At 67.4% G+C, this 20468-nt stretch carries 26 protein-coding genes and 1 tRNA gene; 11 read left to right on the top strand and 16 right to left on the bottom strand.

What is annotated here, in order from left to right; genetic code table 11:
- Nucleotides 1-63 precede the first annotated feature (63 nt).
- The 3 genes from V6R86_RS04490 to V6R86_RS04480 form a co-directional block, all read right to left on the bottom strand.
- Entirely contained in the window at nucleotides 64-1875 is a 1812-nt protein-coding gene (locus tag V6R86_RS04490; RefSeq protein WP_338502486.1) for a M56 family metallopeptidase, read from the bottom strand.
- A gap of 4 nt (nucleotides 1876-1879) precedes the next feature.
- A complete protein-coding gene (locus V6R86_RS04485) occupies nucleotides 1880-2257 on the bottom strand; it encodes a BlaI/MecI/CopY family transcriptional regulator (RefSeq protein ID WP_338502485.1) in 378 nt (125 codons plus the stop codon).
- A gap of 142 nt (nucleotides 2258-2399) precedes the next feature.
- Nucleotides 2400-2490, bottom strand: a tRNA-Ser gene (locus V6R86_RS04480).
- 101 nt (nucleotides 2491-2591) lie between these two features.
- On the opposite strand from V6R86_RS04480, the gene V6R86_RS04475 reads away from it, so the two are divergent.
- The 3 genes from V6R86_RS04475 to V6R86_RS04465 are packed head-to-tail and all read left to right on the top strand — an operon-like array spanning nucleotide 2592 to nucleotide 4182.
- Complete coding sequence (locus V6R86_RS04475; protein ID WP_338502484.1) at nucleotides 2592-2990, top strand: metallopeptidase family protein; 399 nt, start codon at nucleotides 2592-2594, stop codon at nucleotides 2988-2990.
- Nucleotides 2987-3547 (top strand): heme ABC exporter ATP-binding protein CcmA, encoded by a 561-nt coding sequence (gene ccmA, locus V6R86_RS04470; protein WP_338502482.1) that lies wholly within the window; start codon nucleotides 2987-2989, stop codon nucleotides 3545-3547. Before V6R86_RS04475 ends, ccmA begins: the two co-directional genes overlap by 4 nt.
- On the top strand, nucleotides 3544-4182 hold the full coding sequence (locus V6R86_RS04465) for a heme exporter protein CcmB (protein WP_338502480.1): 639 nt from the start codon (nucleotides 3544-3546) through the stop codon (nucleotides 4180-4182). The genes ccmA and V6R86_RS04465 overlap by 4 nt, the downstream gene beginning before the upstream one ends.
- On the opposite strand, the gene V6R86_RS04460 is transcribed toward V6R86_RS04465, so the two are convergent.
- Genes V6R86_RS04460 through V6R86_RS04425 form a run of 8 tightly spaced genes read right to left on the bottom strand, consistent with a single transcriptional unit; the run spans nucleotide 4179 to nucleotide 9659 of the window.
- The gene (locus V6R86_RS04460; protein WP_338502478.1) at nucleotides 4179-5042 is read right to left on the bottom strand and encodes a class I SAM-dependent methyltransferase; all 864 of its coding nucleotides are present in this window, start codon (nucleotides 5040-5042) and stop codon (nucleotides 4179-4181) included. The genes V6R86_RS04465 and V6R86_RS04460 overlap by 4 nt on opposite strands.
- A complete protein-coding gene (locus V6R86_RS04455) occupies nucleotides 5039-6253 on the bottom strand; it encodes a pitrilysin family protein (protein ID WP_338502477.1) in 1215 nt (404 codons plus the stop codon). The genes V6R86_RS04460 and V6R86_RS04455 overlap by 4 nt, the downstream gene beginning before the upstream one ends.
- A complete protein-coding gene (locus V6R86_RS04450; protein WP_338502475.1) occupies nucleotides 6250-6837 on the bottom strand; it encodes an SURF1 family protein in 588 nt (195 codons plus the stop codon). Before V6R86_RS04450 ends, V6R86_RS04455 begins: the two co-directional genes overlap by 4 nt.
- Nucleotides 6834-7190: a DUF983 domain-containing protein gene (locus V6R86_RS04445; RefSeq protein WP_338502473.1), complete on the bottom strand. Its 357-nt coding sequence runs from the start codon at nucleotides 7188-7190 to the stop codon at nucleotides 6834-6836. The genes V6R86_RS04450 and V6R86_RS04445 overlap by 4 nt, the downstream gene beginning before the upstream one ends.
- On the bottom strand, nucleotides 7190-8020 hold the full coding sequence (locus V6R86_RS04440; RefSeq protein ID WP_338502471.1) for a cytochrome c oxidase subunit 3: 831 nt from the start codon (nucleotides 8018-8020) through the stop codon (nucleotides 7190-7192). The genes V6R86_RS04445 and V6R86_RS04440 overlap by 1 nt, the downstream gene beginning before the upstream one ends.
- Before the next feature lie 42 nt (nucleotides 8021-8062).
- The gene (locus V6R86_RS04435) at nucleotides 8063-8635 is read right to left on the bottom strand and encodes a cytochrome c oxidase assembly protein (protein WP_338502469.1); all 573 of its coding nucleotides are present in this window, start codon (nucleotides 8633-8635) and stop codon (nucleotides 8063-8065) included.
- Nucleotides 8632-8763: a hypothetical protein gene (locus V6R86_RS04430; RefSeq protein WP_338502467.1), complete on the bottom strand. Its 132-nt coding sequence runs from the start codon at nucleotides 8761-8763 to the stop codon at nucleotides 8632-8634. Before V6R86_RS04430 ends, V6R86_RS04435 begins: the two co-directional genes overlap by 4 nt.
- The gene (locus V6R86_RS04425) at nucleotides 8760-9659 is read right to left on the bottom strand and encodes a heme o synthase (RefSeq protein WP_338502465.1); all 900 of its coding nucleotides are present in this window, start codon (nucleotides 9657-9659) and stop codon (nucleotides 8760-8762) included. Before V6R86_RS04425 ends, V6R86_RS04430 begins: the two co-directional genes overlap by 4 nt.
- 105 nt (nucleotides 9660-9764) lie before the next feature.
- On the opposite strand from V6R86_RS04425, the gene V6R86_RS04420 reads away from it, so the two are divergent.
- The gene (locus tag V6R86_RS04420; RefSeq protein WP_338502463.1) at nucleotides 9765-10373 is read left to right on the top strand and encodes a peptidylprolyl isomerase; all 609 of its coding nucleotides are present in this window, start codon (nucleotides 9765-9767) and stop codon (nucleotides 10371-10373) included.
- Here the strand turns inward: V6R86_RS04420 and V6R86_RS04415 are convergent.
- The 3 genes from V6R86_RS04415 to V6R86_RS04405 form a co-directional block, all read right to left on the bottom strand.
- Nucleotides 10370-10660 (bottom strand): helix-turn-helix transcriptional regulator, encoded by a 291-nt coding sequence (locus tag V6R86_RS04415; RefSeq protein ID WP_338505403.1) that lies wholly within the window; start codon nucleotides 10658-10660, stop codon nucleotides 10370-10372. The genes V6R86_RS04420 and V6R86_RS04415 overlap by 4 nt on opposite strands.
- The gene (locus V6R86_RS04410; protein ID WP_338502461.1) at nucleotides 10609-11073 is read right to left on the bottom strand and encodes a hypothetical protein; all 465 of its coding nucleotides are present in this window, start codon (nucleotides 11071-11073) and stop codon (nucleotides 10609-10611) included. The genes V6R86_RS04415 and V6R86_RS04410 overlap by 52 nt, the downstream gene beginning before the upstream one ends.
- 71 nt (nucleotides 11074-11144) lie before the next feature.
- Nucleotides 11145-11618: a J domain-containing protein gene (locus tag V6R86_RS04405; protein WP_338502459.1), complete on the bottom strand. Its 474-nt coding sequence runs from the start codon at nucleotides 11616-11618 to the stop codon at nucleotides 11145-11147.
- A gap of 128 nt (nucleotides 11619-11746) precedes the next feature.
- Here V6R86_RS04405 and V6R86_RS04400 point away from each other — a divergent pair, with 128 nt between their 5' ends.
- Nucleotides 11747-12211 (top strand): DUF4126 domain-containing protein, encoded by a 465-nt coding sequence (locus V6R86_RS04400; protein ID WP_338502457.1) that lies wholly within the window; start codon nucleotides 11747-11749, stop codon nucleotides 12209-12211.
- 68 nt (nucleotides 12212-12279) lie between these two features.
- Here V6R86_RS04400 and ctaD read toward each other — a convergent pair whose 3' ends face one another.
- Together ctaD and coxB are read right to left on the bottom strand one after the other, a co-directional pair.
- The gene (ctaD, locus tag V6R86_RS04395; RefSeq protein WP_338502455.1) at nucleotides 12280-13962 is read right to left on the bottom strand and encodes a cytochrome c oxidase subunit I; all 1683 of its coding nucleotides are present in this window, start codon (nucleotides 13960-13962) and stop codon (nucleotides 12280-12282) included.
- Between the two features lie 19 nt (nucleotides 13963-13981).
- Entirely contained in the window at nucleotides 13982-15184 is a 1203-nt protein-coding gene (gene coxB / locus V6R86_RS04390; RefSeq protein WP_425335940.1) for a cytochrome c oxidase subunit II, read from the bottom strand.
- A gap of 164 nt (nucleotides 15185-15348) precedes the next feature.
- Between coxB and pyrE the strand changes: the two genes are divergently transcribed.
- The 6 genes from pyrE (at nucleotide 15349) to V6R86_RS04360 (ending at nucleotide 20455) form a co-directional block, all read left to right on the top strand.
- Nucleotides 15349-15930, top strand: coding sequence for an orotate phosphoribosyltransferase (gene pyrE / locus V6R86_RS04385; RefSeq protein WP_338502452.1), 582 nt, complete (start codon nucleotides 15349-15351; stop codon nucleotides 15928-15930).
- 79 nt (nucleotides 15931-16009) lie between these two features.
- The gene (locus V6R86_RS04380) at nucleotides 16010-17023 is read left to right on the top strand and encodes a serine hydrolase domain-containing protein (RefSeq protein WP_338502450.1); all 1014 of its coding nucleotides are present in this window, start codon (nucleotides 16010-16012) and stop codon (nucleotides 17021-17023) included.
- Between the two features lie 190 nt (nucleotides 17024-17213).
- Nucleotides 17214-17942 carry a pyridoxine 5'-phosphate synthase gene (locus V6R86_RS04375; RefSeq protein ID WP_338502448.1) on the top strand — a complete coding sequence of 243 codons (729 nt, stop codon included), beginning with the start codon at nucleotides 17214-17216 and terminating at the stop codon, nucleotides 17940-17942.
- A gap of 34 nt (nucleotides 17943-17976) precedes the next feature.
- Nucleotides 17977-18387 (top strand): holo-ACP synthase, encoded by a 411-nt coding sequence (gene acpS, locus V6R86_RS04370; RefSeq protein WP_338502446.1) that lies wholly within the window; start codon nucleotides 17977-17979, stop codon nucleotides 18385-18387.
- A complete protein-coding gene (gene lepB, locus V6R86_RS04365; protein ID WP_425335939.1) occupies nucleotides 18388-19266 on the top strand; it encodes a signal peptidase I in 879 nt (292 codons plus the stop codon).
- Nucleotides 19267-19270: 4 nt separating this feature from the next.
- Nucleotides 19271-20455 (top strand): AI-2E family transporter, encoded by a 1185-nt coding sequence (locus V6R86_RS04360; protein ID WP_338502444.1) that lies wholly within the window; start codon nucleotides 19271-19273, stop codon nucleotides 20453-20455.
- The last annotated feature ends 13 nt before the right edge of the window (nucleotides 20456-20468 follow it).

Genomic DNA, 20468 nt, shown 5'->3' with positions numbered 1-20468 from the left:
TCCCGTTCGCCCCGGGCGGGGCGCTTGTTCGGTCTCGGCAATCGGTCGGATCAGGTGAGGGCGTTATTCGCCGTCGTCGGGCTCGGGCGGCTCGGGTGTCTGCGGCGGCTCGGGCGAGGCGGCGCTTCGGTTCCGTCGCGGCAAGTTGGGCGGCCAGTTGTGCGGCGGCAGGCTGGCACCGGTCGCGAACTCCTTGATACGCACGGCGCGAAGCTCGATGATCCGGCTCGGCGTCAGGCCGGTATAGCCCGCCTCGCGCAGCTTCCGGATCGACTGGCCGGTGATACCGAGCGCGCGCACCGCGGTCAGGTCACTGAGCGAGATGTTGCGCAGGCCCGCCCCTTGCAGCTCGGCGACATAGGACGGGCTGACGCCGACGGCGCGGGCGCCGGTGAGATCGCCGATGTCGCCCGTGCGATAGCCGGCCTCGGCCATCGCCCGCACCCAGTCGGGGGTCGCCCCGACCGCGCGAAGCCCCATGAGGTCGCCCTCGTCGAGCTGCATGCCGCGCAGCGCCGAGCGGATCGAGGCCGCCCATTCAGGCGTGATGCCAAGCGCCTTGGTCGCGATTGCGCGGTCGATCTGCTCGTCAACGTTGCGGACACGCGCCGGCGGAACGGGCGCGGCAGGCGGAAGCGGTGCGGGATGCGGATGGACCATTGCCAGGCGAGTCGCTTCGCGCGCTTCGGCGGCAGCGGCCTGCGCCTCGGCACGGGCGGCGTCGGCGTCGCGGGCGGCGGCCGCGCTGGCGACCTGCTTGCCCGAGACGGCAATGCTGACCGCCTCGGTGGTCACGGCCGTCGCTTCGGCCATCGACTGCGCAACCAGCGAGGGCAGCGAGTCGGCGGGGCTGGCAGCGGCTACCGACAGGCCCGACGCGGCAGAATCGTCGGCGGCACGCGGGCTGAAGCTGATCGCGGCAAGCGGCGTCGCGGCTCCGACCACGCCCAGGAACAGCCCGGCGGCAAAGCCCTTGCCCATCGGAGTGCGCGGCAGCGTGTTGTCGAGCACGCGCTGGACGCGGCGGGTCAGGCTGCCCTTGCCCGGCGCAACGCCGTGGCTGGCGAGCAGCAGGCCCTTGCAGTCGTGGCGGGCGACCCCGACCAATAGCTGGGCATAATCGACACCTTCGACATTGGCGGCGAGCACCGCATCGTCGGCCGTCTCTTCGCGCAGCTGGTGCGCTTCGCGGGTCAGGATCCAGACCAAAGGATTGAACCAGAACAATGCGGTCGCGATCCGGCCGAGCAGCAGCTTGGCCCAGTCGAGCCCGCGGACATGGGCCAGTTCATGGGCGATGATCGCCTCGGCCTCGGCGCGAGCTTCAAGCGCTTCCTCGTTGAGGAGGATGACCGGACGGAACAGACCCCAGCTGATCGGCGACTTGAGCTCGCTGCTGGTAAGCAGTGCAGTGCCGTTCTTGAAGTCCATCCGCCGCTGGGCATGGGCCAGCGCGGAAAGCCACGACGGCTCGACCAACACCGACGCCTTGGCCCGCAGCGTGACCAGCCGCAGCACCGCCAGCAGGGTCACCGCCAACAGCAGCGCCACCGGAATGCCGTACAGCAGCGGCCACCATGGGTCGGGCGTTGCCGCGACCTGGAATGCCTCGGCGGACGGAAGCGGCGGCGTGTCGGTGATCGGCCCGCCGGCGATCTGCGCCGGCTGGGTCGGGATCGGCTCGAGGATCGGCGCGGTCACCACCAGCTGGGGCAGGAACATCGATCCCAGCGGGAACAGGACCAGCGCCAGCAGGCCGAGGTGCGCGACCATGCCGCGCTCGGCGGCCGACCGGCCGCGCAGCATCCGCAGCAGGAGAAGAGTGACGCCGGCGATCAGCACCGACTTGCACGCAAAGGTGATCAACAGTTCCATCGTCTCAGCTCCCCTTGGCCTTGCGCGCCTCGGCGATCATCTTCTCCAGCGCGTCGAGTTCGCTGGTCTCGATCTTGTCCGACATGCCGAGCAGCGCACTGGCGGCGCTGGTGGCGGAGCCGTTGAAGAAGACCCGGACCACGTCGGACAGCGCCGACTTTCGCGCGGTCTGGTCCGACACTGCCGGACTGTAGAGATAACCGCGCTCATGATCCTCGCGGCGGACGAACCCCTTGTCCTCCAGCCGCTTCAGCATCGTCCGCACCGCCGAGCCGCTCGGGCTTCCGGGCAGGCGGTCGGTCACTTCCGACGCGGTCAGTGCGCCCTGCTGATAGAGCAGGTCGACGATCTGGCGTTCCTTGGGTGGCAGGCGATTGAGCACAGCGAGACTCCGAAGCTACATTTGTAGCATGTGCTACATTTGTAGCGACGGTGCAAGGCCGTGATCCGCCGTTCGTCGAAAGGTGGCCGTCGACGAATGGCTGGCGGGGGCGAGGGAAAGATTAGTTGCTGATTTGCTGAGGTGGCGGAGCGGGAGGGATTCGAACCCTCGATACGGTTTTGCCGTATACTCACTTTCCAGGCGAGCGCCTTCGACCACTCGGCCACCGCTCCGCACTTCATGTTGTGCCTGGACTGCGCGGGCTCTTAGGGGTTTGGAGCCGCAGGAACAACCCGCTTGGCAGCCGAGCCCCACGCGCTACACCGCTTGCATCATGCGCGCCTTCGGTCCCCCGCCCAGCCTTGCCGAGATCGAAGCCCTCGCTCGCGCGGCGCTCGATCGTCTGCCCGAGCCCTTCGCCGCCACCGCGCATGACGTCGTGCTGCAGGTCGAAGAATTCGCCGGGGACGACGTGCTCGCCGACATGGGCATCGAAGACCCCTACGAACTGACCGGCCTCTACGTCGGCCGCCCGCTGACCGAGCGCAGCGTCGACGAAAGCGGTCGCTTCCCCGATCAGGTGTTCCTCTACCGCGCGCCAATCCTGCTCGAATGGAGCGAGAGCGAGGAAACGCTCGAGCATCTCGTCGCGCACGTCCTGATCCACGAAATCGGCCACCATTTCGGCCTCAGCGACGACGACATGCACGCGCTCGAGGACGCCGCGGGTTGAGCCTGCTCGCGCTGCGCGACGTGGCCTGCTGGCGCGGCGGGCGGCTGTTGTTCGAAAGTCTCAATCTCACGCTCGCCGCCGGGGAAGCGATGCTGGTCACCGGCCCCAACGGCACCGGCAAGTCGAGCCTGCTGCGGGTTGCGGCGGGGCTGCTCCGCCCGCTCGCCGGAACGGTCGAAGCGGCGCCCTGCGCGCTCGCCGACGAACGCCCGGCGCTGGACCCCGAGCTTGGCCTCGCCAAGGCGCTCGCCTTCTGGGCACCGCGCAGTGGGGACGTGCCGGCGGCGCTGGAAGCCACCGGCCTCGCCGCCCTCGCCGACGTCCCGGTCCGCCTGTTCTCAACCGGCCAGCTGCGCCGCGCCAGCCTCGCCCGCGTGGCGCTCAGCGGGGCTCCCCTATGGCTGCTCGACGAGCCGGCCAACGGCCTCGACACCGGCTCGCTCGACCTTCTCGCAGAACTGATCGTCCGCCACCTCGACAACGGCGGCGCGCTGCTGGCCGCCTCGCACCAGCCGCTGAGCGGCGCCGCGTGGCGCACGCTGGAGCTGGCGCAATGATCGGCCGCCTCCTCCGCCGCGACCTCCGCCGCACCTTTTCCGGCAATGCGCTGCTGCCGGTGATCTTTTTCCTGCTGGTCGCAGCGCTGATGCCCTTCGCGGTCGGGCCGGACGGCAAGCTCCTCGCCCGGGTCGGTCCCGGCCTCTTGTGGGTCGCGGCGCTCACTGCCGCCCTCCTCCCGATCGAGCGGCTGATCGAGCCCGATCGCGCCTCGGGTTACCTCGACCAACTCGCGCTGTCGGGACTTCGGATGGAGGAAGTCGCCGCCGTACGCACGCTGGCCCACTGGCTCGGCTTCGGCCCGCCGCTGATGATCGCCGCGGTCCCCGCCTCGGCGCTTCTCGGCATGTCAGGCGAAGCGTTGGCCCGCACGCTTCTGACGCTGGCGATCGGCACTCCCGGCCTCTCCGCGCTGGCCGTTGCCACCGCCAGCCTCACCGCCGGCCTCCGCCAGGCCTCGGCGCTCGGCGCCCTCCTGCTGCTACCGCTCGCGATTCCCCTGCTGATCTTCGCCGCCTCGGCCGCGGGCGATCCGCGCGCGGGTGCGCTTCAGCTCGAAGCGGCGGTGAGCCTGTTCCTGGTCGCCGGCGCGCCGTTCGTTGCCGGCGCTGCCTTGCGCGCCGCGCGGACCTAGTCGCGCACCCAGCGCGCGAACAAGGCCGTCGGCAGCAGCAGCCCGCGCGCTTCCTCGCGCACCGCCATTTCGCCGATCTCGACCCGCCCACCGAGATGCTCTAGCTTCTGGCGAAGCAGCACGCCCAGACTGATCGCGCTCATCCGCACCGCATAGACCGTCAGGACCAGGAACCGGCTGTTTGCATCGAGCAGCCGTCCGCAATCCTCGATCAGTCCGGGCAGATGCTCCTCCAGCCGCCACACTTCGCCCGTCGGCCCGCGCCCGAACTTGGGCGGATCGAGCAGGATCCCGTCATAGCGCCGCCCCCGCCGCACCTCGCGCGCGGTGAACTTGGCGGCGTCGTCGATCATCCAGCGGATCGGCCGCTCCTCCAGCTCGGACAGATGCGCATTGTTCTTGCCCTGCTCGACGCTCTTCTTGGACGCGTCGACGTGGGTCAGCCGCGCGCCCGCTTCGCTCAGCAGCAACGTGCCGACCCCGGTATAGCCGAAGAGGTTCATCACCTCGGCGCCGTCGGCCCGCCCGCGCATCCAATCCCATTGCGGGGCCATGTCGGGGAAGAAGGCGAGATGGCGGAAGGGGGTCAGCGCCGCTTCGAACCGCACCCCGTCGCGGCGGAGCGGCCAGCTGCGCGGCACGGGGCGGTGCTGGACCCAGCGCCCGCCGCCCTCCTCGTCGCTGCCGGGCATGAACGTCGCGTCCGGATCCCAGTCGTCGCTGACCGGCGCCCACATCGCCTGCGGCTCGGGCCGCACCACCGTGATATGGCCGTAGCGCTCATATTTGAGGCCGCTGCCGCTGTCGATCAGGCCCCAATCGGCCCACGGCTCGGCGACGATGGTCTGAAGCTTGCTCATGCCGCCACTCCGAACGTCGCCCGCGCCGGCGCGCCGCTGAGCATCCGCGCACCCGCCGCGCGCACGTCGTCGACGGTGAGCGCGGCAAGCTTGGCGGCAAGCTCTTCGCGCCCGATCAGCCGGTCGTGCACCAGCCATTGCCGCGCCGCTTGCGCGGCCTGCCCCCACGGCGTTTCCAGCGCCATCGCCTGCCCCGCCCGGATCTGGATCCGCGCCCGGTCGAGCTCGCGTTGCTCCAGACCCGCAGCGGTATCGTGCAGCACCTCGTCGATCAGCGCCTGCGCCGCCTTGCCTTCCTTGCGGGCGGTAGCGGCGTGAACGTGTAGCAGCCCCAGTTCGTCATGCCCATGCAGTCCGGCGCTCACCGTATAGGCCAGCCCGCGCTCCTCGCGCACCGCCTGGAACAAGCGCGACGATGCCCCGCCCCCCGCAATATCGGCGAACAATCGCGCCGCGAGATAATCGTCGGCTTTCTGTCCCGGCGCCGCATGCGCCAACGTAATCTGCGCTTGATCGGCCTTAGCCCGCTCGTGCCGCGCCTCCGCCGTGAAATGCGCCGATGCGGCTTCGGGTGCTTTGCCGCCGCCAAGCGCACCCAAATGCCGCTCGGCCAGCGCTACCACCGCGTCATGCTCCACCGCGCCCGCCGCGCTCAGCACCATCGAACCGCCGCGATAATGGCGATTGCGCCAGGCGAAGAGATCGTCCTGGCCGATCCCCCGCACGCTTTCCTCGCTGCCCAGGATCGAGCGGCCGAGTGCCTGCCCCGCGAAGGCCTGACTCCACAGATGATCGAAGATGATGTCCGACGGCGTATCCTCCGCCTCGGCCAGCTCTTGCAGCACCACCTCGGCCTCACGCTCCAGCTCGGCCGGATCGAAGGCGGGCCGCGCAATGAGATCGCCGAGCAGCTCCACCGCCAGATCGACATGATCGTTCAACACCGCCGCGGTGAAGCTGGTCTGGTCGCGTTCGGTGCAGGCGTTGAGTTCGCCGCCGACATCCTCGATCGCTTCGCTGATCTGACGCGCTGACCGCCCGGCCGCGCCCTTGAACACCATATGCTCGAACAGGTGGGCAAGACCGTTGACCCGTTCCTCTTCATGCCGCGAGCCGACATCGGCGAACAGCGCGATGCTGGCGGTCTCCAACCCCGGCATCGGCCGGGTGATGACCGTCAGGCCATTGGCAAGCGTGCTGATGCTCGTCACGGCCGCGCCTTGCCCCGGCCCTTCAGCGCCAGCGCGTAGATCACCAGCGCCGACAGCGCGAAGGCGAACCATTGGAAGGCATAGCTGCGGTGATTGTTGGGAATGTCGGCGACATTGGGCGGCGCGCTCGGCTCGAGCCCGGACAGGCCCTCGGCCGAAATCAGCCGCATGCCCCGCTCGGTATCGGGCGCGATAACCCCGCGCACCGTGCCGCCGCGCCAGTCGATCTGCTGCGGCCGGTCGGACCAGCCGATATCGATCCGGAGCCCCGGCCCCTCGGCGCCGGTGGTCCGGCAATCGACCCAATGCACGTAGCCCGAGCGGCCCTCGCGGTTGCGGCCCGCCACCGTTTTCACGTCGACCGGCTCGAGGCAGGTCGCCCGGCTCTGCCGGAACAGCGGCATGTTGTCCCGGGCCATGGCCCGCACGGGAAAGTCGATCGCCGGTAGTCCGGTTGCCGCCTGATAGCGGGCGAGCAGCACTTCCTTCTCGCGCGCGCGGCCAATCTGCCAGATGCCGAGGCCGACCATCGTCGCCACCGCCGCCAGCACTACGATCGTCGCGATGATCGGCACCCGCTTCACTTGACCAGCCGCCCTTCGTGCGCGGCGTTGCGATATTCGGCGCCGAGCAGCCACGCCTTGGCCAGCCTGAGGCCGCCCAGCGTCAGCGCCGCCCCGATCGGCAGCCAGACGAGATGCACCCACCACGCCGGCTCATAGGCCGCGTCCACCACCAGCGCGCCGATCACCAGGATCGCGCCGACAATCAGGATCAGAAACGCCGCCGGCCCGTCGCCGACATTGAACTGCTGGAAATCGAGCCCGCATTCTTCGCAACGGTCGCGCAAACGAACAGGGCCGGCAAACAGCCGGCCCTTCTCGCATCTTGGGCAGAGGCCGGCGAGCCACTGGCCCGCCGGTCCGCTTGGGCTCATCAGCCGTGCCACTCGGCGCCCCAGCCGCCCCACAGATAGATGGACACGAACAGGAACAGCCACACCACGTCGACGAAGTGCCAGTACCAGGCCGCCGCTTCGAACCCGAAATGCTTCTGCGGTGTGAAGTCGCCCTTCACCGCGCGGAAATAGCAGACGATCAGGAAGATGGTCCCGATCAGCACGTGCGCGCCGTGGAAACCGGTCGCCATCATGAAGGTCGAGCCATAGACGTTGCCGCCGCTGGCGCTGACGAAGCCGAACGGCGCGTGGGCATACTCATACGCCTGGATGGCGCTGAAGATCACGCCGAGCGCGATGGTCGCCAGCAGGCCGGTCTTCAGCCCCTCGCGGTCGCCGTTGATCAGGCTGTGGTGCGCCCAGGTCACCGTGGTGCCCGAGCAGAGCAGGATCAGGGTGTTGAGAAGCGGGAAGCCGAGCGGGTTGATGACCGGCATGTCCTTGGGCGGCCACACACCACCGACGCTTTCCACCGCGCTCGGGAACAGCGCATTGTCGAAGAACGCCCAGAACCAGGCGAGGAAGAACATCACTTCCGACGCGATGAACAGAATCATCCCGTAGCGCAGGTGAAGCTGCACGATCGGCGTGTGATCGCCGGCGCGGCTTTCATGCACCACGTCGCGCCACCAGCTGAACATCGTCAGCAGCACGCCCATCAGGCCCGCCAGAAGGACGAACTTGCCGTACGGATTGTCGTGCATCCACAGCACGCCGCCGGCGGTCAGCGCGAGGCCGGAAAAGCTTCCGATCAACGGCCACAGGCTCGGCGGAAGGATGTGATACGGATGGTTGCGAGTGGCGGCCATGGGTCCTCGAAAGCTCAAGCTAAACTGATGCTGAACCGCGCTCTAGCGAGCCTCGGCGCTCTTTTCCACTGGGTAAAAGGTGTAGGAGAGCGTGATCTCCTCGATGTGGCTCGTCGCGGGATCGGTGCGGATCTTGGGATCGACGAAAAACACCACCGGCATCTCGACCTTCTGGCCGGGGGTCAGAGTCTGCTCGGTGAAGCAGAAGCATTCGAGCTTGCTGAAATATTGCCCGGCAATGGCGGGCGTGACGTTGAAGCTGGCGGTGCCGGTGGTCGATCGCGCGGTCAGGTTCTTGGCGGTGAAATAGGTCACGATCCGCTCGCCCGGTGCGACCCGCGTCTTGTTGGTCTCGGGTTTGAATTCCCACGGCAAAGCGGCGTTCACATTGGCATCGAAGCGCACGCCCACCGGGGCCAGCGCGGCCTGCGCGCCGGGCGCCGCATCGGCGCGCATCGGGGTCCCGCCAAAGCCCGTCACCTGGCAGAAGATGCGGTAAAGCGGCACCGAGGCGTAAGCGAGGCCGATCATGAACAGCACGAACAGCACCGCCCGGCCCGCGACCTTGCGGTTCCTGGCGGCAAGCTCGGTGTGGTCGATCGACGTCGCGGTCACCGGTTCACCGTCAGCTTGGCGATGGTCACCGCAAAGGTCAGCGCGATAAACGCGAACAGCAGCATGGCCGTCACTCGCGCCGCCTTGCGCTGCCGCGCGCGCACCACTTCTTCCTCGGGCAGGCTCATGCGAATCGATCCACGACCAAGGCTCCGAACAGGGCGAACAGATATAGGATGGAGAATTTGAACAGCGCCTTTTCCGGCCCCATCGCCGCCGGATCAGTCGCCTTGTTCGCCAGCACCCGAAGGCTCAGCGCCATGAAAACCGCGCTCAGCACGCTTGCCACCACGCCGTAGATGGCACCGGTCAGCCCGAGCGGCCACGGCGCCACCGCCACCGCCACCATCGGCACGGTGTAAAGCGCAATCTGTCGCCGGGTGTTCACCACCCCGTGCGTCACCGGCAGCATCGGCACCCCGGCATTGGCATAGTCGCTCTTCACGAACAGGCTGAGCGCCCAGAAATGCGGCGGGGTCCACAGAAAGATCAGGCTGAACAGCAGCACCGGCAACAGTTCGATCCGGCCCGTCACCGCGACCCAGCCGATCAGCGGCGGAAACGCGCCCGCAGCACCGCCGATGACGATGTTTTGCGGGGTCCGCCGCTTCAGCCACGCGGTATAGATCACCACGTAGAAGAAGATGCTGAAGGCGAGGATCGCGGCCGCCAGGTGATTGGTCGCCAGGTCCATCAGCACCACGCTGCCAAGGCACAGGCCAACCGCGAACTGGAACGCCGTCTCGGGCTTCAGCCGTCCGCCCGGAAGCGGCCGTTTGGCGGTGCGCTTCATCTTGGCGTCGAGATCGGCCTCGTACCACATGTTGAGCGCGCCGGCCCCGCCCGCGCCCACCGCGATGCACAGCACGGCGGTGAAGGCCAGCACCGGGTGCATGGTCCCGGGCGCTGCAAGCAGGCCGCACAAGCCGGTGAACACCACCAAGGTCATGACACGCGGCTTGGTGAGCGCGAACAGGTCGCGCCAGTCGGCCGGCAGGTCATGGGTGTGGACAACGGTGCTCATGATCAAGCCGGCCCTATAGGCGCGATTGGGCGGGACAGGAAGCCGGACCGCAGTCCCGTACGGCAAGCCACTGGACCCACGCGATGCCGCGCTTACATTCACGCCATGCAGAACCGAATCGCCCTTGCTTTCAGCGCCTTGGCCCTGGTCGCCCTGCCCCTCCCGGCACTCGCCGCACAGCCCGTCGCGGCGGCCCCGACGGCGCCCGCCGCGGCCGACCTCGTCCAGGTCCGGCTTGAGACCGAAAAGGGGCCGATCGTCCTCGAACTCGATCGCGGCCGCGCGCCGGTGACGGTGGCCAACTTCCTTCGCTACGTCGCGGCCAAGCGGTACGACGGCGTCGGCTTCTACCGCGCCATGCCCTACGGCGAGGGCAATGGCCTCATCCAGGCCGGCATCACCAAGGACGCCCGGCTGCTCTACCCGCCGATTGCGCATGAACCGGCAAGCAAGACGGGTATCAAGCACGAAGCCGGCACCATCCTTCTCGCCAACAACGGTCCCGGCACCGGGCGCAGCGACTTCTTCATCACGCTGGGCCCGATCCCCTTCGGCGACGATTTCGCGCCGTTCGGGCGGGTGGTCGAGGGGATGGATGTTGTGAAAGCGATCTTCGCCTCTCCGGTCGATCCCGACAAAGGCGCCGGGCCGATGAAGGGGCAGATGCTCTCGCCCACGATTCTGATCCGCACCGCGCGTGAGGTATCGCCCTAACGCGCTTCGCCCGCAGGCACTGCATCGTCATCGTCCGCCGCATAATCGAGCAGGTCCCCCGGCCGGCAACCGAGCGCATGGCACATGGCGGCGAGGGTCGAGAAGCGCACACCCTTCACTTTCCCCGAACGGAACAGCGATAGCTGGGTTTCGCTGATCCCGATGCGCTCCGCCAGCTCCTTACCCGTGAGACCGGTGCCGGTGAGTTGACGGTCGAGAGTGATCACCACCGGCATCAGACGAATTGGCCCAGCTCGTCCTGCGCAGTGGAAGCCTTGCCAAGCAATTGGCCGACCACCAGCAACAGCGCGCCGACGATCCCCAAGGTGACGGCCGACGGCTCAAAGGGCCGGATATAAGGGGCTCCTGACACGATCCACGTCAGCAAGGGCACGCCGAATTCCTTGAACAAGGACCCGAACAACAGCGCACCTCCGGCGCGAGAGAATAGCGACGGCAGGACGGCTGCGAACAGGTCGCCCGACGCAATTCGGGCCAGGGCGGAGCGGACCATCAGAATGGCGGCGATATAAAAGGCCATGGGCGTGTAATAGATCAGCATGAAGGGGACCCAATGGCCGCCGCCCTGCTTGACGACATTGCCTGCCAATACGATCGTAAGCAGCAGCAGAAGGCACAGTGGTACGGTTACCAGCCACATCAGGATGCGGGCATTCCGACGAATTTCCTGTTCAGTCACGTCACTTCCCCCTCACGAATCGGTTTAAGTCTAACTTAAATTACCTTGGTGGGGAAGGAGGTTTCGGATGATCAGTTGGCGGCTTCTGGGGGTGCGCTGGAAACCGTCACAACCGGCGGTGCGACCGGCTGGACAGGCGGGATCGCCGAGGTCGCGGCGAAGATGACGAAGGTGACGATCAGCGCCAGAAGCAGGATGCTCGCGCGGATCTTGTGCGGCGGGGGCTCGACCTCGATGACCGTGGCGGTGGGCCGCGGCGGTTGCCACCCGGGTCCGCGCGGCGGCGACCATTGCCCGGCGGTGAAATTGGGCTTGGCCCGCGTGCGCGGCGCTTCGCGCTGCCGGTCATAAGCCGCGCGCTCCTCGGGATCTTTCAGGCAGGCATAAGCCTCGTTGATCGACTGCGCCTGCTCGGCCGCTTCGGCGGCGCGGTTCACGTCCGGATGATAAACCCGCATCAGCTTGCGATAGGCAAGCCGGATCGCGGCGTCGTCGGCGCTGCTGTCGACCCCCAGGATCGCATAATAATCGGCACAACTTGCCATTGTTTGAAACAGATAGCGCCAGCGGTGACGCCCTCCAATACCCTTTGGGAGCGGGGGTCAGAGCCTGATCGTGGGACCGATCGCCCCGGTAACCGTTGAGCCTTGCAAACTCTATCAGGAGACGGTTTGTGCTATCATCCATTCTCATCGGCGCCCTTTCGGGGCAGCGAGCCCTCAGCCCCATCGCGGCCGTAGCGATCACCGCCGCCCAAGATCGCCTGCCCGAAGGCAGTGAACCGGTGCCGCTGCTGGACAACAAATTGGTCGCGGGCGGCCTGCTTGCTGTGGCGGTGGCGGAGATGGTCGGCGACAAATGGCCCAAGGCGCCCAACCGCACCGTCCTGTCAGGCAGCACCGCGCGCTTCCTCACGGCGGCGGCGGCGGGTGCTTCGCTCGCCCCGCGCGAGCACCGGGTGGCGGGCGGCCTCCTCGCGGCGCTGACCGCCGTCACCACCGCCCACCTCGGCCTCGCGGCGCGGCTGAAGGCGATGAAACGCTGGGGCCAGGCCCGCACCGGCTTTGTCGAAGACGCGCTGCTGCTCGTCGGAACCGCGCTCGTCCTCCACAGCGTCGCCAAGCCCGCCCGCACCTAACCCTCAACGCGAAAAGGCCCGCCCTGCCGAAGCAGGACGGGCCTTTTCTCGCGACCTGTCGCCGAGGATCAGTCGATCTTCGGCAGCACGTCGAACTGGTGATACGGCGGCGGGCTGGACAGCGTCCATTCCAGCGTCGTCGCGCCTTCGCCCCACGGATTGTCGCCTGCGGCCTTGCCGGCCATCAGCGACCAGACGGTGTTGAGCAGCCAGACGCCGATCGACACCACCGTGATCATGTAACCAACGGTCGAGACGTAGTTCCAGTAGGCAAACGCGTCCGGATAATCCGGGTAGCGCCGCGGCATGCCGTCGAGACCGAGGAAGTGCTGCGGGAAGAAGATCAGGTTCACGCCGACGAACATGATGAAGAAGTGCAGCTTGCCGAGAAGCTCGTTGTACATCTTCCCGCTCATCTTCGGGAACCAGTAGTAGAAGCCCGCGAACAGGCCGAACACGGCGCCCAGCGACAGCACGTAGTGGAAGTGCGCCACCACGTAATAGGTGTCGTGCATGTAGGTGTCGACGCCGCCATTGGCGAGCACGACGCCGGTCACGCCGCCGACGGTGAATAGGAAGATGAACCCGATCGCGAACAGCATCGGGGTCGGGAAGGTGATCGACCCGCCCCACATGGTCGCGATCCAGCTGAAGATCTTCACCCCGGTCGGGACCGCGATGATCATGGTCGCGGCGGTGAAGTACATCTTCACATTCACGTCGAGACCGACGGTGAACATGTGGTGCGCCCACACGACGAACCCGACCACGCCGATCGCGACCATGGCGTAGGCCATGCCGAGATAACCGAACACCGGCTTGCGGCTGAAGGTGGCGATGATCTGGCTGACGATGCCGAACGCCGGCAGGATCATGATGTAGACTTCGGGGTGACCGAAGAACCAGAACAGATGCTGGTACAGCAGCGGATCGCCGCCGCCCGACGCGTCGAAGAAGGCCGTGCCGAAGTTACGGTCGGTCAGCAGCATGGTGATCGCCCCCGCCAGCACCGGCAGTGCCAGCAGCAGCAGGAAAGCGGTGACCAGGATCGACCACACGAACAGCGGCATCTTGTGCAGGGTCATGCCCGGCGCACGCATGTTGAAGATGGTCGTGATGAAGTTGATCGCGCCGAGGATCGAGCCCGCACCCGCAAGGTGAAGCGCGAAAATGGCGAAATCGACCGCCGGGCCGGCCGACCCGCTGGTCGACAGTGGCGCATAGACGGTCCAGCCGGTACCCGCACCGATGCCGGTGCCGCCGCTGGTGAAGGTCGACAGCAGCAGCGAACAGAAGCCCGCAACGGTCAGCCAGAAGCTGATGTTGTTCATCCGCGGGAAGGCCATGTCCGGCGCCCCGATCATGATCGGCACGAACCAGTTGGCGAAACCGCCGATCAGCGCGGGCATGACCATGAAGAAGACCATGATCAGGCCGTGGCTGGTGATCAGCACGTTCCAGTGGTGATAGGCTTCGTCGATATTGGCGCTGCCCGACCCGATCGGCCAGGCGCCGGTCAGATACTGGATGCCCGGCTCCATCAGCTCGGCCCGCATGATGCCCGAGATGCCGCCACCGATGATTCCCGCCATGATCGCGAAGATCAGGTACAGGGTGCCGATGTCCTTGTGATTGGTCGACATGAACCAGCGGGCGAAAAAGCCCGGCTTGTGATCATGATCGTCATGCGCGTGATCGTGGCCGCCGGCGTGGGCGGGCTCGAACTTCAGCGTGTCTGCAGTGGTGGCCATGAATCGGTCCGTTCAGAACTTAGAGCTTGGTGGGGCTGTCGGGCGCGCGGTTGGCGACCCCGGGAGTGGTGTTGCCGGGCGCAGCCGGCGTGGCAGCGGTCGGCGGCGCAACCGGAGCGGCGCCAGCAGCCGGAGCCGGGGCGCTGACCGCAGCCGGGCTAACCTGCGTCGCCGCGGTGCTGTCGGCCGGAGCGACCGCCGGGGTAGCGCCCGGCATCGTACCGCCCTTGGTTGCGACCCATTGCGCGAACCGCTCGGGCGTCACCACCTCGATCGCGATCGGCATGAAGGCGTGGCGCGCGCCGCACAGTTCGGAGCACTGACCGAAATAAACGCCCGGCTTGTCGACCTTGACCCAGGTCTCATTCAAGATGCCCGGGTTGGCGTCGGTCTTGGTCCAGAAGGCCGGCATGGCGAAGCTGTGGATCACGTCGTTCGAAGTGACGATAAACTTCACCACCGCGCCCGCCGGGATCACCAGCCGCTCGTCCACCGCCAGCAGGCGCGGACCATCGGCATCGGTGCGGAACCGGGTTCCCGCCGCGGCGTCGGCCTTTTCCTTGAGCATGTTCGAGACGATCTCGAACCCGCCGTTATCCGGATACTGATAGCTCCAGTACCATTGGTTGCCGATCACCTTGACCGTCAGGTCGGCGGGCGGCGGGCTGTACTGATGGCGGATCAGGCGGATCGACGGCACCGCGATGGCGACCAGCACCAGCACCGGAACCAGCGTCCAGATCACTTCCACCACCGTGTTGTGGCTGGTCCGCGACGGCGTCGGATGCGCGCTGCGGCGATACTTGATCATGGTCCACAGCAGCAGCGCCAGCACCAGCAGGCTCATCGCCGCGCACAGTGCCAGCAGCCAGTTGTTGTGGAAGGCCGAGGCTTCGCGGCCGACCGGAGTGAACTGTTCCTGCAGGCCCATGCGGCCATCGGGCATGCCGATGCCGGGGGTCGGCGCGGCGTGATCGAACGCCGGGGCGGCCGGCGCAGCGCCCGGAGCAACCGCGCTGACGCCCGTCGCATCGGTGCCCGCAGCCGGAGTCGCGCTGGGATTGGCGGCAGCGGCATTGGGACCGGCCGGCGCAGCCGTGGTCGCGGCAGGTGCCGCGGCCTGTTCCTGCGGAGCCGGATTCGCCGGGGTTTGTCCTTGCGCCGCCAAGGGGGTCATCCCCACGGCAGCCAGCGCGATCAGCCCAAATTTCAACGTCATCATGACCCCGGTCACAGGTTTTCAAGCCACAGGAACGCCCGGCCGGGCCGCCTGAAAGTGGCGGCCTTATAGGCAGGGGTTCCCACCTTCTCAAGCGCTTGTCTCTGCCGTTCTTAGCGGCCAAGAAAAAGCCCGTCCAAAGACGGTGCAGGAAAGGGGCCAGGATCATGACCGAACAGGAGATACTGGCCGAATTTCGCGCCGCCGAAGCCTTGCTCGAAGGCCATTTCATCCTCTCCTCGGGCCTGCGCAGCCCGCGCTACCTCCAATGCGCCCGCGTGCTGATGGACCCGGCCCGCGCCGAACGCCTCGCCCGCGCGCTGGCCGAGCGGATCGACCCGGCGCTACGCTCGCAGTTGCAGGCCGTGGTCTCACCGGCGATGGGCGGGGTCATCATCGGCCACGAAATGGGCCGCGCACTCGGCCTTCCCGCGATGTTCGTCGAGCGCCCCACCGGCATCTTCGAGCTTCGCCGCGGTTTTCGCCTCGATCCCGGCACCCGCGTGCTGATGGTCGAGGACGTGGTCACCACCGGCCTTTCCAGCCGCGAAGCGATCCGCGCCATCGCCGAGGCCGGGGGCGAAGTCATCGCTGCCGCCGCGCTGATCGACCGCTCGAACGGCACCGCCGATCTCGGCGTCCCCTTCACCCCGCTGATCCGCCTCGACGTCCCGACCTACGAAGCCGACGCGCTTCCGCCCGAACTCGCCGCCATTCCCGCGATCAAGCCGGGCAGCCGCGCGGCATGATCGTCACCGCCCTTTCGCTTCTCGCCGCTGCGCCTTTGTCGCAGGCGGACACAAGCGCTTCAACGATTCCATCGCCGCGGTGGGGCAGCGTTATGGCCTGCATGGCGAGATCGCGGTCTCCCGCGGAAACGACACGTGGGTCATCGATACGATCCCACGGTCCGACAATCGCGAGGACCTCGCGCGCGGCGGCCTGACCGGTCCAGCCGGCGACCGCGTCTGGCGCTGGGCGTCGGTAACCAAGCAGGTCGTGGCGACCATGGTGATGCAGGAAGCGGCGGCAGGCCGCATCGACCTCGATCGGCCCGTGTCGCGCTACTTGCCGGGCTTCAAGAGTCCGAACGCCCCACTCATCAGCGTTCGCCAATTGCTTCGGCACCAGTCTGGTCTGCCGAACCCCGACGATACTCCGAAAGATGCTGCGGGCATCCCCGGCTATTACACGAAGCAATTCTCGGGCAGCCGCGATCCCCTCACCGGCTATTGTGCTGGCGCTGTCAACGGTGCGCCCGGCGGCCGCTGGAGCTACAATAATTGCGACTATATCGTAGCCGGCGCGCTGCTCGAGCGGGTTACCGGCAAGCCGTGGACGACCCTGGTTCGGGAACGCATCGCCGCACCGCTCAAGCTAGCCTCGCTTGGCGCGTTCCCGACCACTCGGCCAACCGTCTCCGGCACGGTCGGCAACAAACCCGAACCCGCCATCGATCTGACCGTCTACCGGGCGTCGGCCGGGCTCTTCGGGACGGCGGCGGATCTTCTCGTTTTCGACCGGGCGCTGATGACCGGCAAGCTGCTACCTGCCAAGCAGCTGGCGGAGATGTGGGACGGGCAGCCGCAACTGGGATCGATCGCCCTCGGGCAATGGTCCTTCAAGGCGCCGCTGAAGGGCTGCGCCGCGCCGGTCAGGATCATCGAGCGGCGCGGTGAGATCGGCGGCGTGCAGGTTCGCAACTTCATTCTCCCCGAGCAGGACACCGCTGTCGCCGTCTTCACCGATCGCGGCAGCGACGATTTCGATTTCGGCGAGGTGTGGCAGGGCAAGGGTCTCTCTCACGATCTCCTCGCCGCCGCCGCCTGCCCGGCCGCCTGATCGGAAAAAACCGCCTGATTGAACTATAGGATTGGCGCTGCCATCTCTCGGCGATGACGCCGCGCCTTCCCCTCGCCCCGCCGCCTGGCTGTAGGTCACACCGTGTGACCTTCGGAAACGCGCCGCTACGGAGGGAAAAGTCACGCCGCGCCGATGAGGCCGCACCGGTGACCTTGGTGACCCTTACGGCATGAGCATTCCGCTGCGCCTCGGCGTCAACATCGATCACGTCGCGACTATCCGCAACGCGCGCGGTGGCGACTTTCCCGATCCCGTCCGCGCCGCGCACATGGCCGAAGCGGCCGGCGCGCAAGGCATCACCGCGCACCTGCGCGAAGATCGCCGCCACATCCGCGACGACGACCTCGTCCGGTTGAAGAACGAAATCGCGCTTCCGCTCAATCTCGAAATGGCCGCGACCGAAGAGATGCTGCGCATCGCGCTCGCCACCCGCCCCCATGCCGCCTGCATCGTCCCCGAGAAGCGCGAGGAGCGCACCACCGAAGGCGGGCTCGACGCCGCCGGCCAGTTCGAGCATCTCCGCCGCTTCGCCGACGAGCTCGGCGCCGCCGGCATCCGCGTGTCGCTGTTCATCGAGCCCGACGCCGCCCAGATCGACGCCGCCCTGCGCTTGGCCGCCCCGGTGGTCGAGCTTCACACCGGCCGCTACGCCCACCTGCCCGAAGACGGCCGCGAAGCCGAGCTGAAACGCCTTGCCGACGCCGCCGCGCTCGCCGCCAAGAACGGGATCGAGCCCCACGCCGGCCACGGCCTCACCTTCGCCAACGTCGTGCCGATCGCCGCCGTGCCGCAATTCGCCGAACTCAACATCGGCCATTTCCTCGTCGGCGAAGCGATCTTCGTCGGCCTCGACGCCAGCATCCGCCGGATGCGCGACCTGATGGATAGTGCCCGATGACGCCTCCCTCCCGCTCCCGGGAGGGAGAGAGAACGTGATCGTCGGCCTCGGCTCCGACCTCTGCAACATCGAGCGGATCCAGAATTCGCTCGACCGCTTCGGCGACCGCTTCCTCCACCGCGTCTTTACCGAGCGGGAGCGCGCCAAGGCCGCCCGCCGCCCGTTCACTGCCGCCGGCACATTGGCCAAGCGCTTCGCCGCCAAGGAAGCCTTCTCCAAAGCCGTAGGGACCGGCTTCAAGCGCGGCGTGTTCATGAAGGACATCGGCGTCGTCAATCTGCCAAGCGGCGCACCCACTCTGCAACTGACGGGCGGCGCGGCGGAGCGGCTTGACGCGCTCACCCCTGCGGGCCACGCCATGCGGGTACATCTGACGATGACCGACGACCATCCGTGGGCGCAGGCATTCGTCATTCTGGAAGCCGTGCCGAATGCGGAGAATTAAGTGAGCCAAACCGTCCTCAATCAGGCCGAGGGTCCCAATGCGCCCGCCGTGCCGCCTGCCGAGGGCAAGAAGGACAACGCCCTGTGGCGTGAGATCAAGGGCATCTTCTGGGTGCTGGTCGCGGTGCTGCTATTCCACAGTTTCGTCGCCAAGCCCTTCTACATCCCGTCGGAATCAATGATGCCCGCGCTCTTGAAGGGCGACCGGCTGGTAGTCAGCAAATATGCCTATGGCTATTCCTGGGTCTCGCCCAGCTTTCATGTCTGGCCCGAGCAAAAAGGCCGCTTGTTCGGCAAGCTGCCCAAGGCCGGCGATGTCGTCATCGTCACTCCGCCGGGCCTTCGCGAGGACTATATCAAGCGCGTCATCGGCCTCCCCGGCGACACGGTCGAGGTCCGTGGCGGCCGCCTGATCCTGAACGGCATTCCGGTCCGCCAGCAGAAAATGCCTGATCGCCTGATCCCGACCGATGCCAACGCGCCCTGCGGGGTCGAGCAGTTCGCCGGCCGCCTGGTCCAGACCCCGAATGGCGGTTTCGCTTGTTCGCTGCCGATCGTCCGCGAAACCCTGCCCAACGGCGCGACTTACGACACGGTCGACCTGGGGCCGAGTGTCGGCGACGATTACGGCCCGGTGCAGGTGCCGGCAGAGCATGTTTTCGTGATGGGCGACAACCGCGACCGCAGCGCCGACAGCCGCTTTGCGCTGGGACCGGTCGAGAACGGTCTCGGCGGCCCGGTGCCCTGGGAGAATATCGGCGGCCGCGCCGAGTTCATCACCTTCAGCCTGGACGGCAACGCCACCTGGTGGAACCCGATCAGCTGGCTGACCTCCCTCCGCGGTGGCCGCGCCGGCACGAGCCTCAGGACCGGGGTCTAGGATCATGGCGGGGCGCAGCGGCAGCGAGACCCACGTCGAGCAGCCCGGCCCCGCCGAAATCCACGATCCCCTGATCCGCCGCGAATTCCAGCGCGCGTGGGTGTGGATCGGCTCGGCCCTCCTCGTCGCGGCGGTGATCCTGCTTTCGCAGCCGCTGCTGCTGATCGTCGGCGGGCTGGTCTTCGCGGTCCTGCTCGACGGCGGCACCCGCCTGCTCGGCCGCTTTCTGCCCCTGCCCCGCGGGGTCCGGCTGGCCATCGTCGCCTTGCTCGGTTTCGGGTTCCTCGGCTGGGTGCTCTACTACGCCGGCACCACTTTCGCCGCCCAGTTCGAAGCGCTGCGCCTGACAGTCGAAGCGCAGGTCATGCGCCTCTACGCCTGGGCCGCCGACCACGGCCTCGTCGCCGACGGCAGCCCGGACACGGTCGTGCAGCAGGTGATCGGCTCTTTGGGCCGGGTCACCAGCGTGGTCGGTTCGGCCATCGGCGCCTTTACCAGCGCCTTTCTGATCCTGATCATCGGCATCTTCTTTGCCAGCGAACCCAAGGTCTACGACCGGGGCGTTGCCTGGATGCTGCCGATGCGACACCGCGGCGATTATTACGCCATTCTCTCCGCGGTCGGCTTCACGCTGCGCCGGCTCCTGTTCGGGCGGATCGTCGGGATGGTGGTCGAAGGGACCTTCACCTTCGTCATGCTGTGGGCGGGCGGGGTGCCGATGGCGGCGCTGCTCGGCCTGCTGACCGGGGTGCTTGCCTTTATCCCCAACATCGGCGCCATCGTCTCCGGCATCCTGATGGTCGCGGTGGGCTTTTCGGCCGGGACCGATCAGGGCCTGTGGGCGATCTTCACCTATTTCGCGGTGCAGAACATCGATGGCTACCTGATCCTGCCCTACATCGCGCGCAAGACGGTGGATCTCGCGCCCGCCGTGGTGCTGGCGGCGCAGCTCGTCTTCGGCGCGTTGTTCGGCTTTCTCGGCCTGCTGCTCGCCGACACCATCATGGCGGCGCTGAAGGTGACGCTCGAACAGCTTGCCGAGCGTCGCTCTTCAGGCGGTCTTACTGACCCCGCTCGGGCGACGGACCCGGCGGCGGCGGAGCGGGCACTTCGGCCCCCGGCGGAAGCTGGCCCGCGCCCTGCGCCTGCAACTGCGCCGCCGCATTCTGGACCACCCGCTTCACGGTGATCTCGAAATCGAG

Source organism: Sphingomonas kaistensis (genome assembly GCF_036884275.1).
Lineage (GTDB): Bacteria > Pseudomonadota > Alphaproteobacteria > Sphingomonadales > Sphingomonadaceae > Sphingomicrobium > Sphingomicrobium kaistense_A.
The sequence above is the reverse complement of the archived record's forward strand: the minus strand, read 5'-3'. Positions and strand labels throughout refer to the sequence as shown.

What these genes read in the sequence shown, in the direction of transcription:
- ctaD (WP_338502455.1), bottom strand. Translation starts at nt 13,962, where the DNA reads ATGGCCACCACTGCAGACACGCTGAAGTTCGAGCCCGCCCACGCCGGC.
- V6R86_RS04360 (WP_338502444.1), top strand. Translation starts at nt 19,271, where the DNA reads ATGGCGGGGCGCAGCGGCAGCGAGACCCACGTCGAGCAGCCCGGCCCC.
- V6R86_RS04465 (WP_338502480.1), top strand. Translation starts at nt 3,544, where the DNA reads ATGATCGGCCGCCTCCTCCGCCGCGACCTCCGCCGCACCTTTTCCGGC.
- V6R86_RS04405 (WP_338502459.1), bottom strand. Translation starts at nt 11,618, where the DNA reads ATGGCAAGTTGTGCCGATTATTATGCGATCCTGGGGGTCGACAGCAGC.
- V6R86_RS04420 (WP_338502463.1), top strand. Translation starts at nt 9,765, where the DNA reads ATGCAGAACCGAATCGCCCTTGCTTTCAGCGCCTTGGCCCTGGTCGCC.
- pyrE (WP_338502452.1), top strand. Translation starts at nt 15,349, where the DNA reads ATGACCGAACAGGAGATACTGGCCGAATTTCGCGCCGCCGAAGCCTTG.
- coxB (WP_425335940.1), bottom strand. Translation starts at nt 15,184, where the DNA reads ATGATGACGTTGAAATTTGGGCTGATCGCGCTGGCTGCCGTGGGGATG.
- V6R86_RS04430 (WP_338502467.1), bottom strand. Translation starts at nt 8,763, where the DNA reads ATGAGCCTGCCCGAGGAAGAAGTGGTGCGCGCGCGGCAGCGCAAGGCG.
- V6R86_RS04490 (WP_338502486.1), bottom strand. Translation starts at nt 1,875, where the DNA reads ATGGAACTGTTGATCACCTTTGCGTGCAAGTCGGTGCTGATCGCCGGC.
- V6R86_RS04425 (WP_338502465.1), bottom strand. Translation starts at nt 9,659, where the DNA reads ATGAGCACCGTTGTCCACACCCATGACCTGCCGGCCGACTGGCGCGAC.
- V6R86_RS04445 (WP_338502473.1), bottom strand. Translation starts at nt 7,190, where the DNA reads ATGAGCCCAAGCGGACCGGCGGGCCAGTGGCTCGCCGGCCTCTGCCCA.
- V6R86_RS04440 (WP_338502471.1), bottom strand. Translation starts at nt 8,020, where the DNA reads ATGGCCGCCACTCGCAACCATCCGTATCACATCCTTCCGCCGAGCCTG.
- V6R86_RS04460 (WP_338502478.1), bottom strand. Translation starts at nt 5,042, where the DNA reads ATGAGCAAGCTTCAGACCATCGTCGCCGAGCCGTGGGCCGATTGGGGC.
- V6R86_RS04375 (WP_338502448.1), top strand. Translation starts at nt 17,214, where the DNA reads ATGAGCATTCCGCTGCGCCTCGGCGTCAACATCGATCACGTCGCGACT.
- V6R86_RS04475 (WP_338502484.1), top strand. Translation starts at nt 2,592, where the DNA reads ATGCGCGCCTTCGGTCCCCCGCCCAGCCTTGCCGAGATCGAAGCCCTC.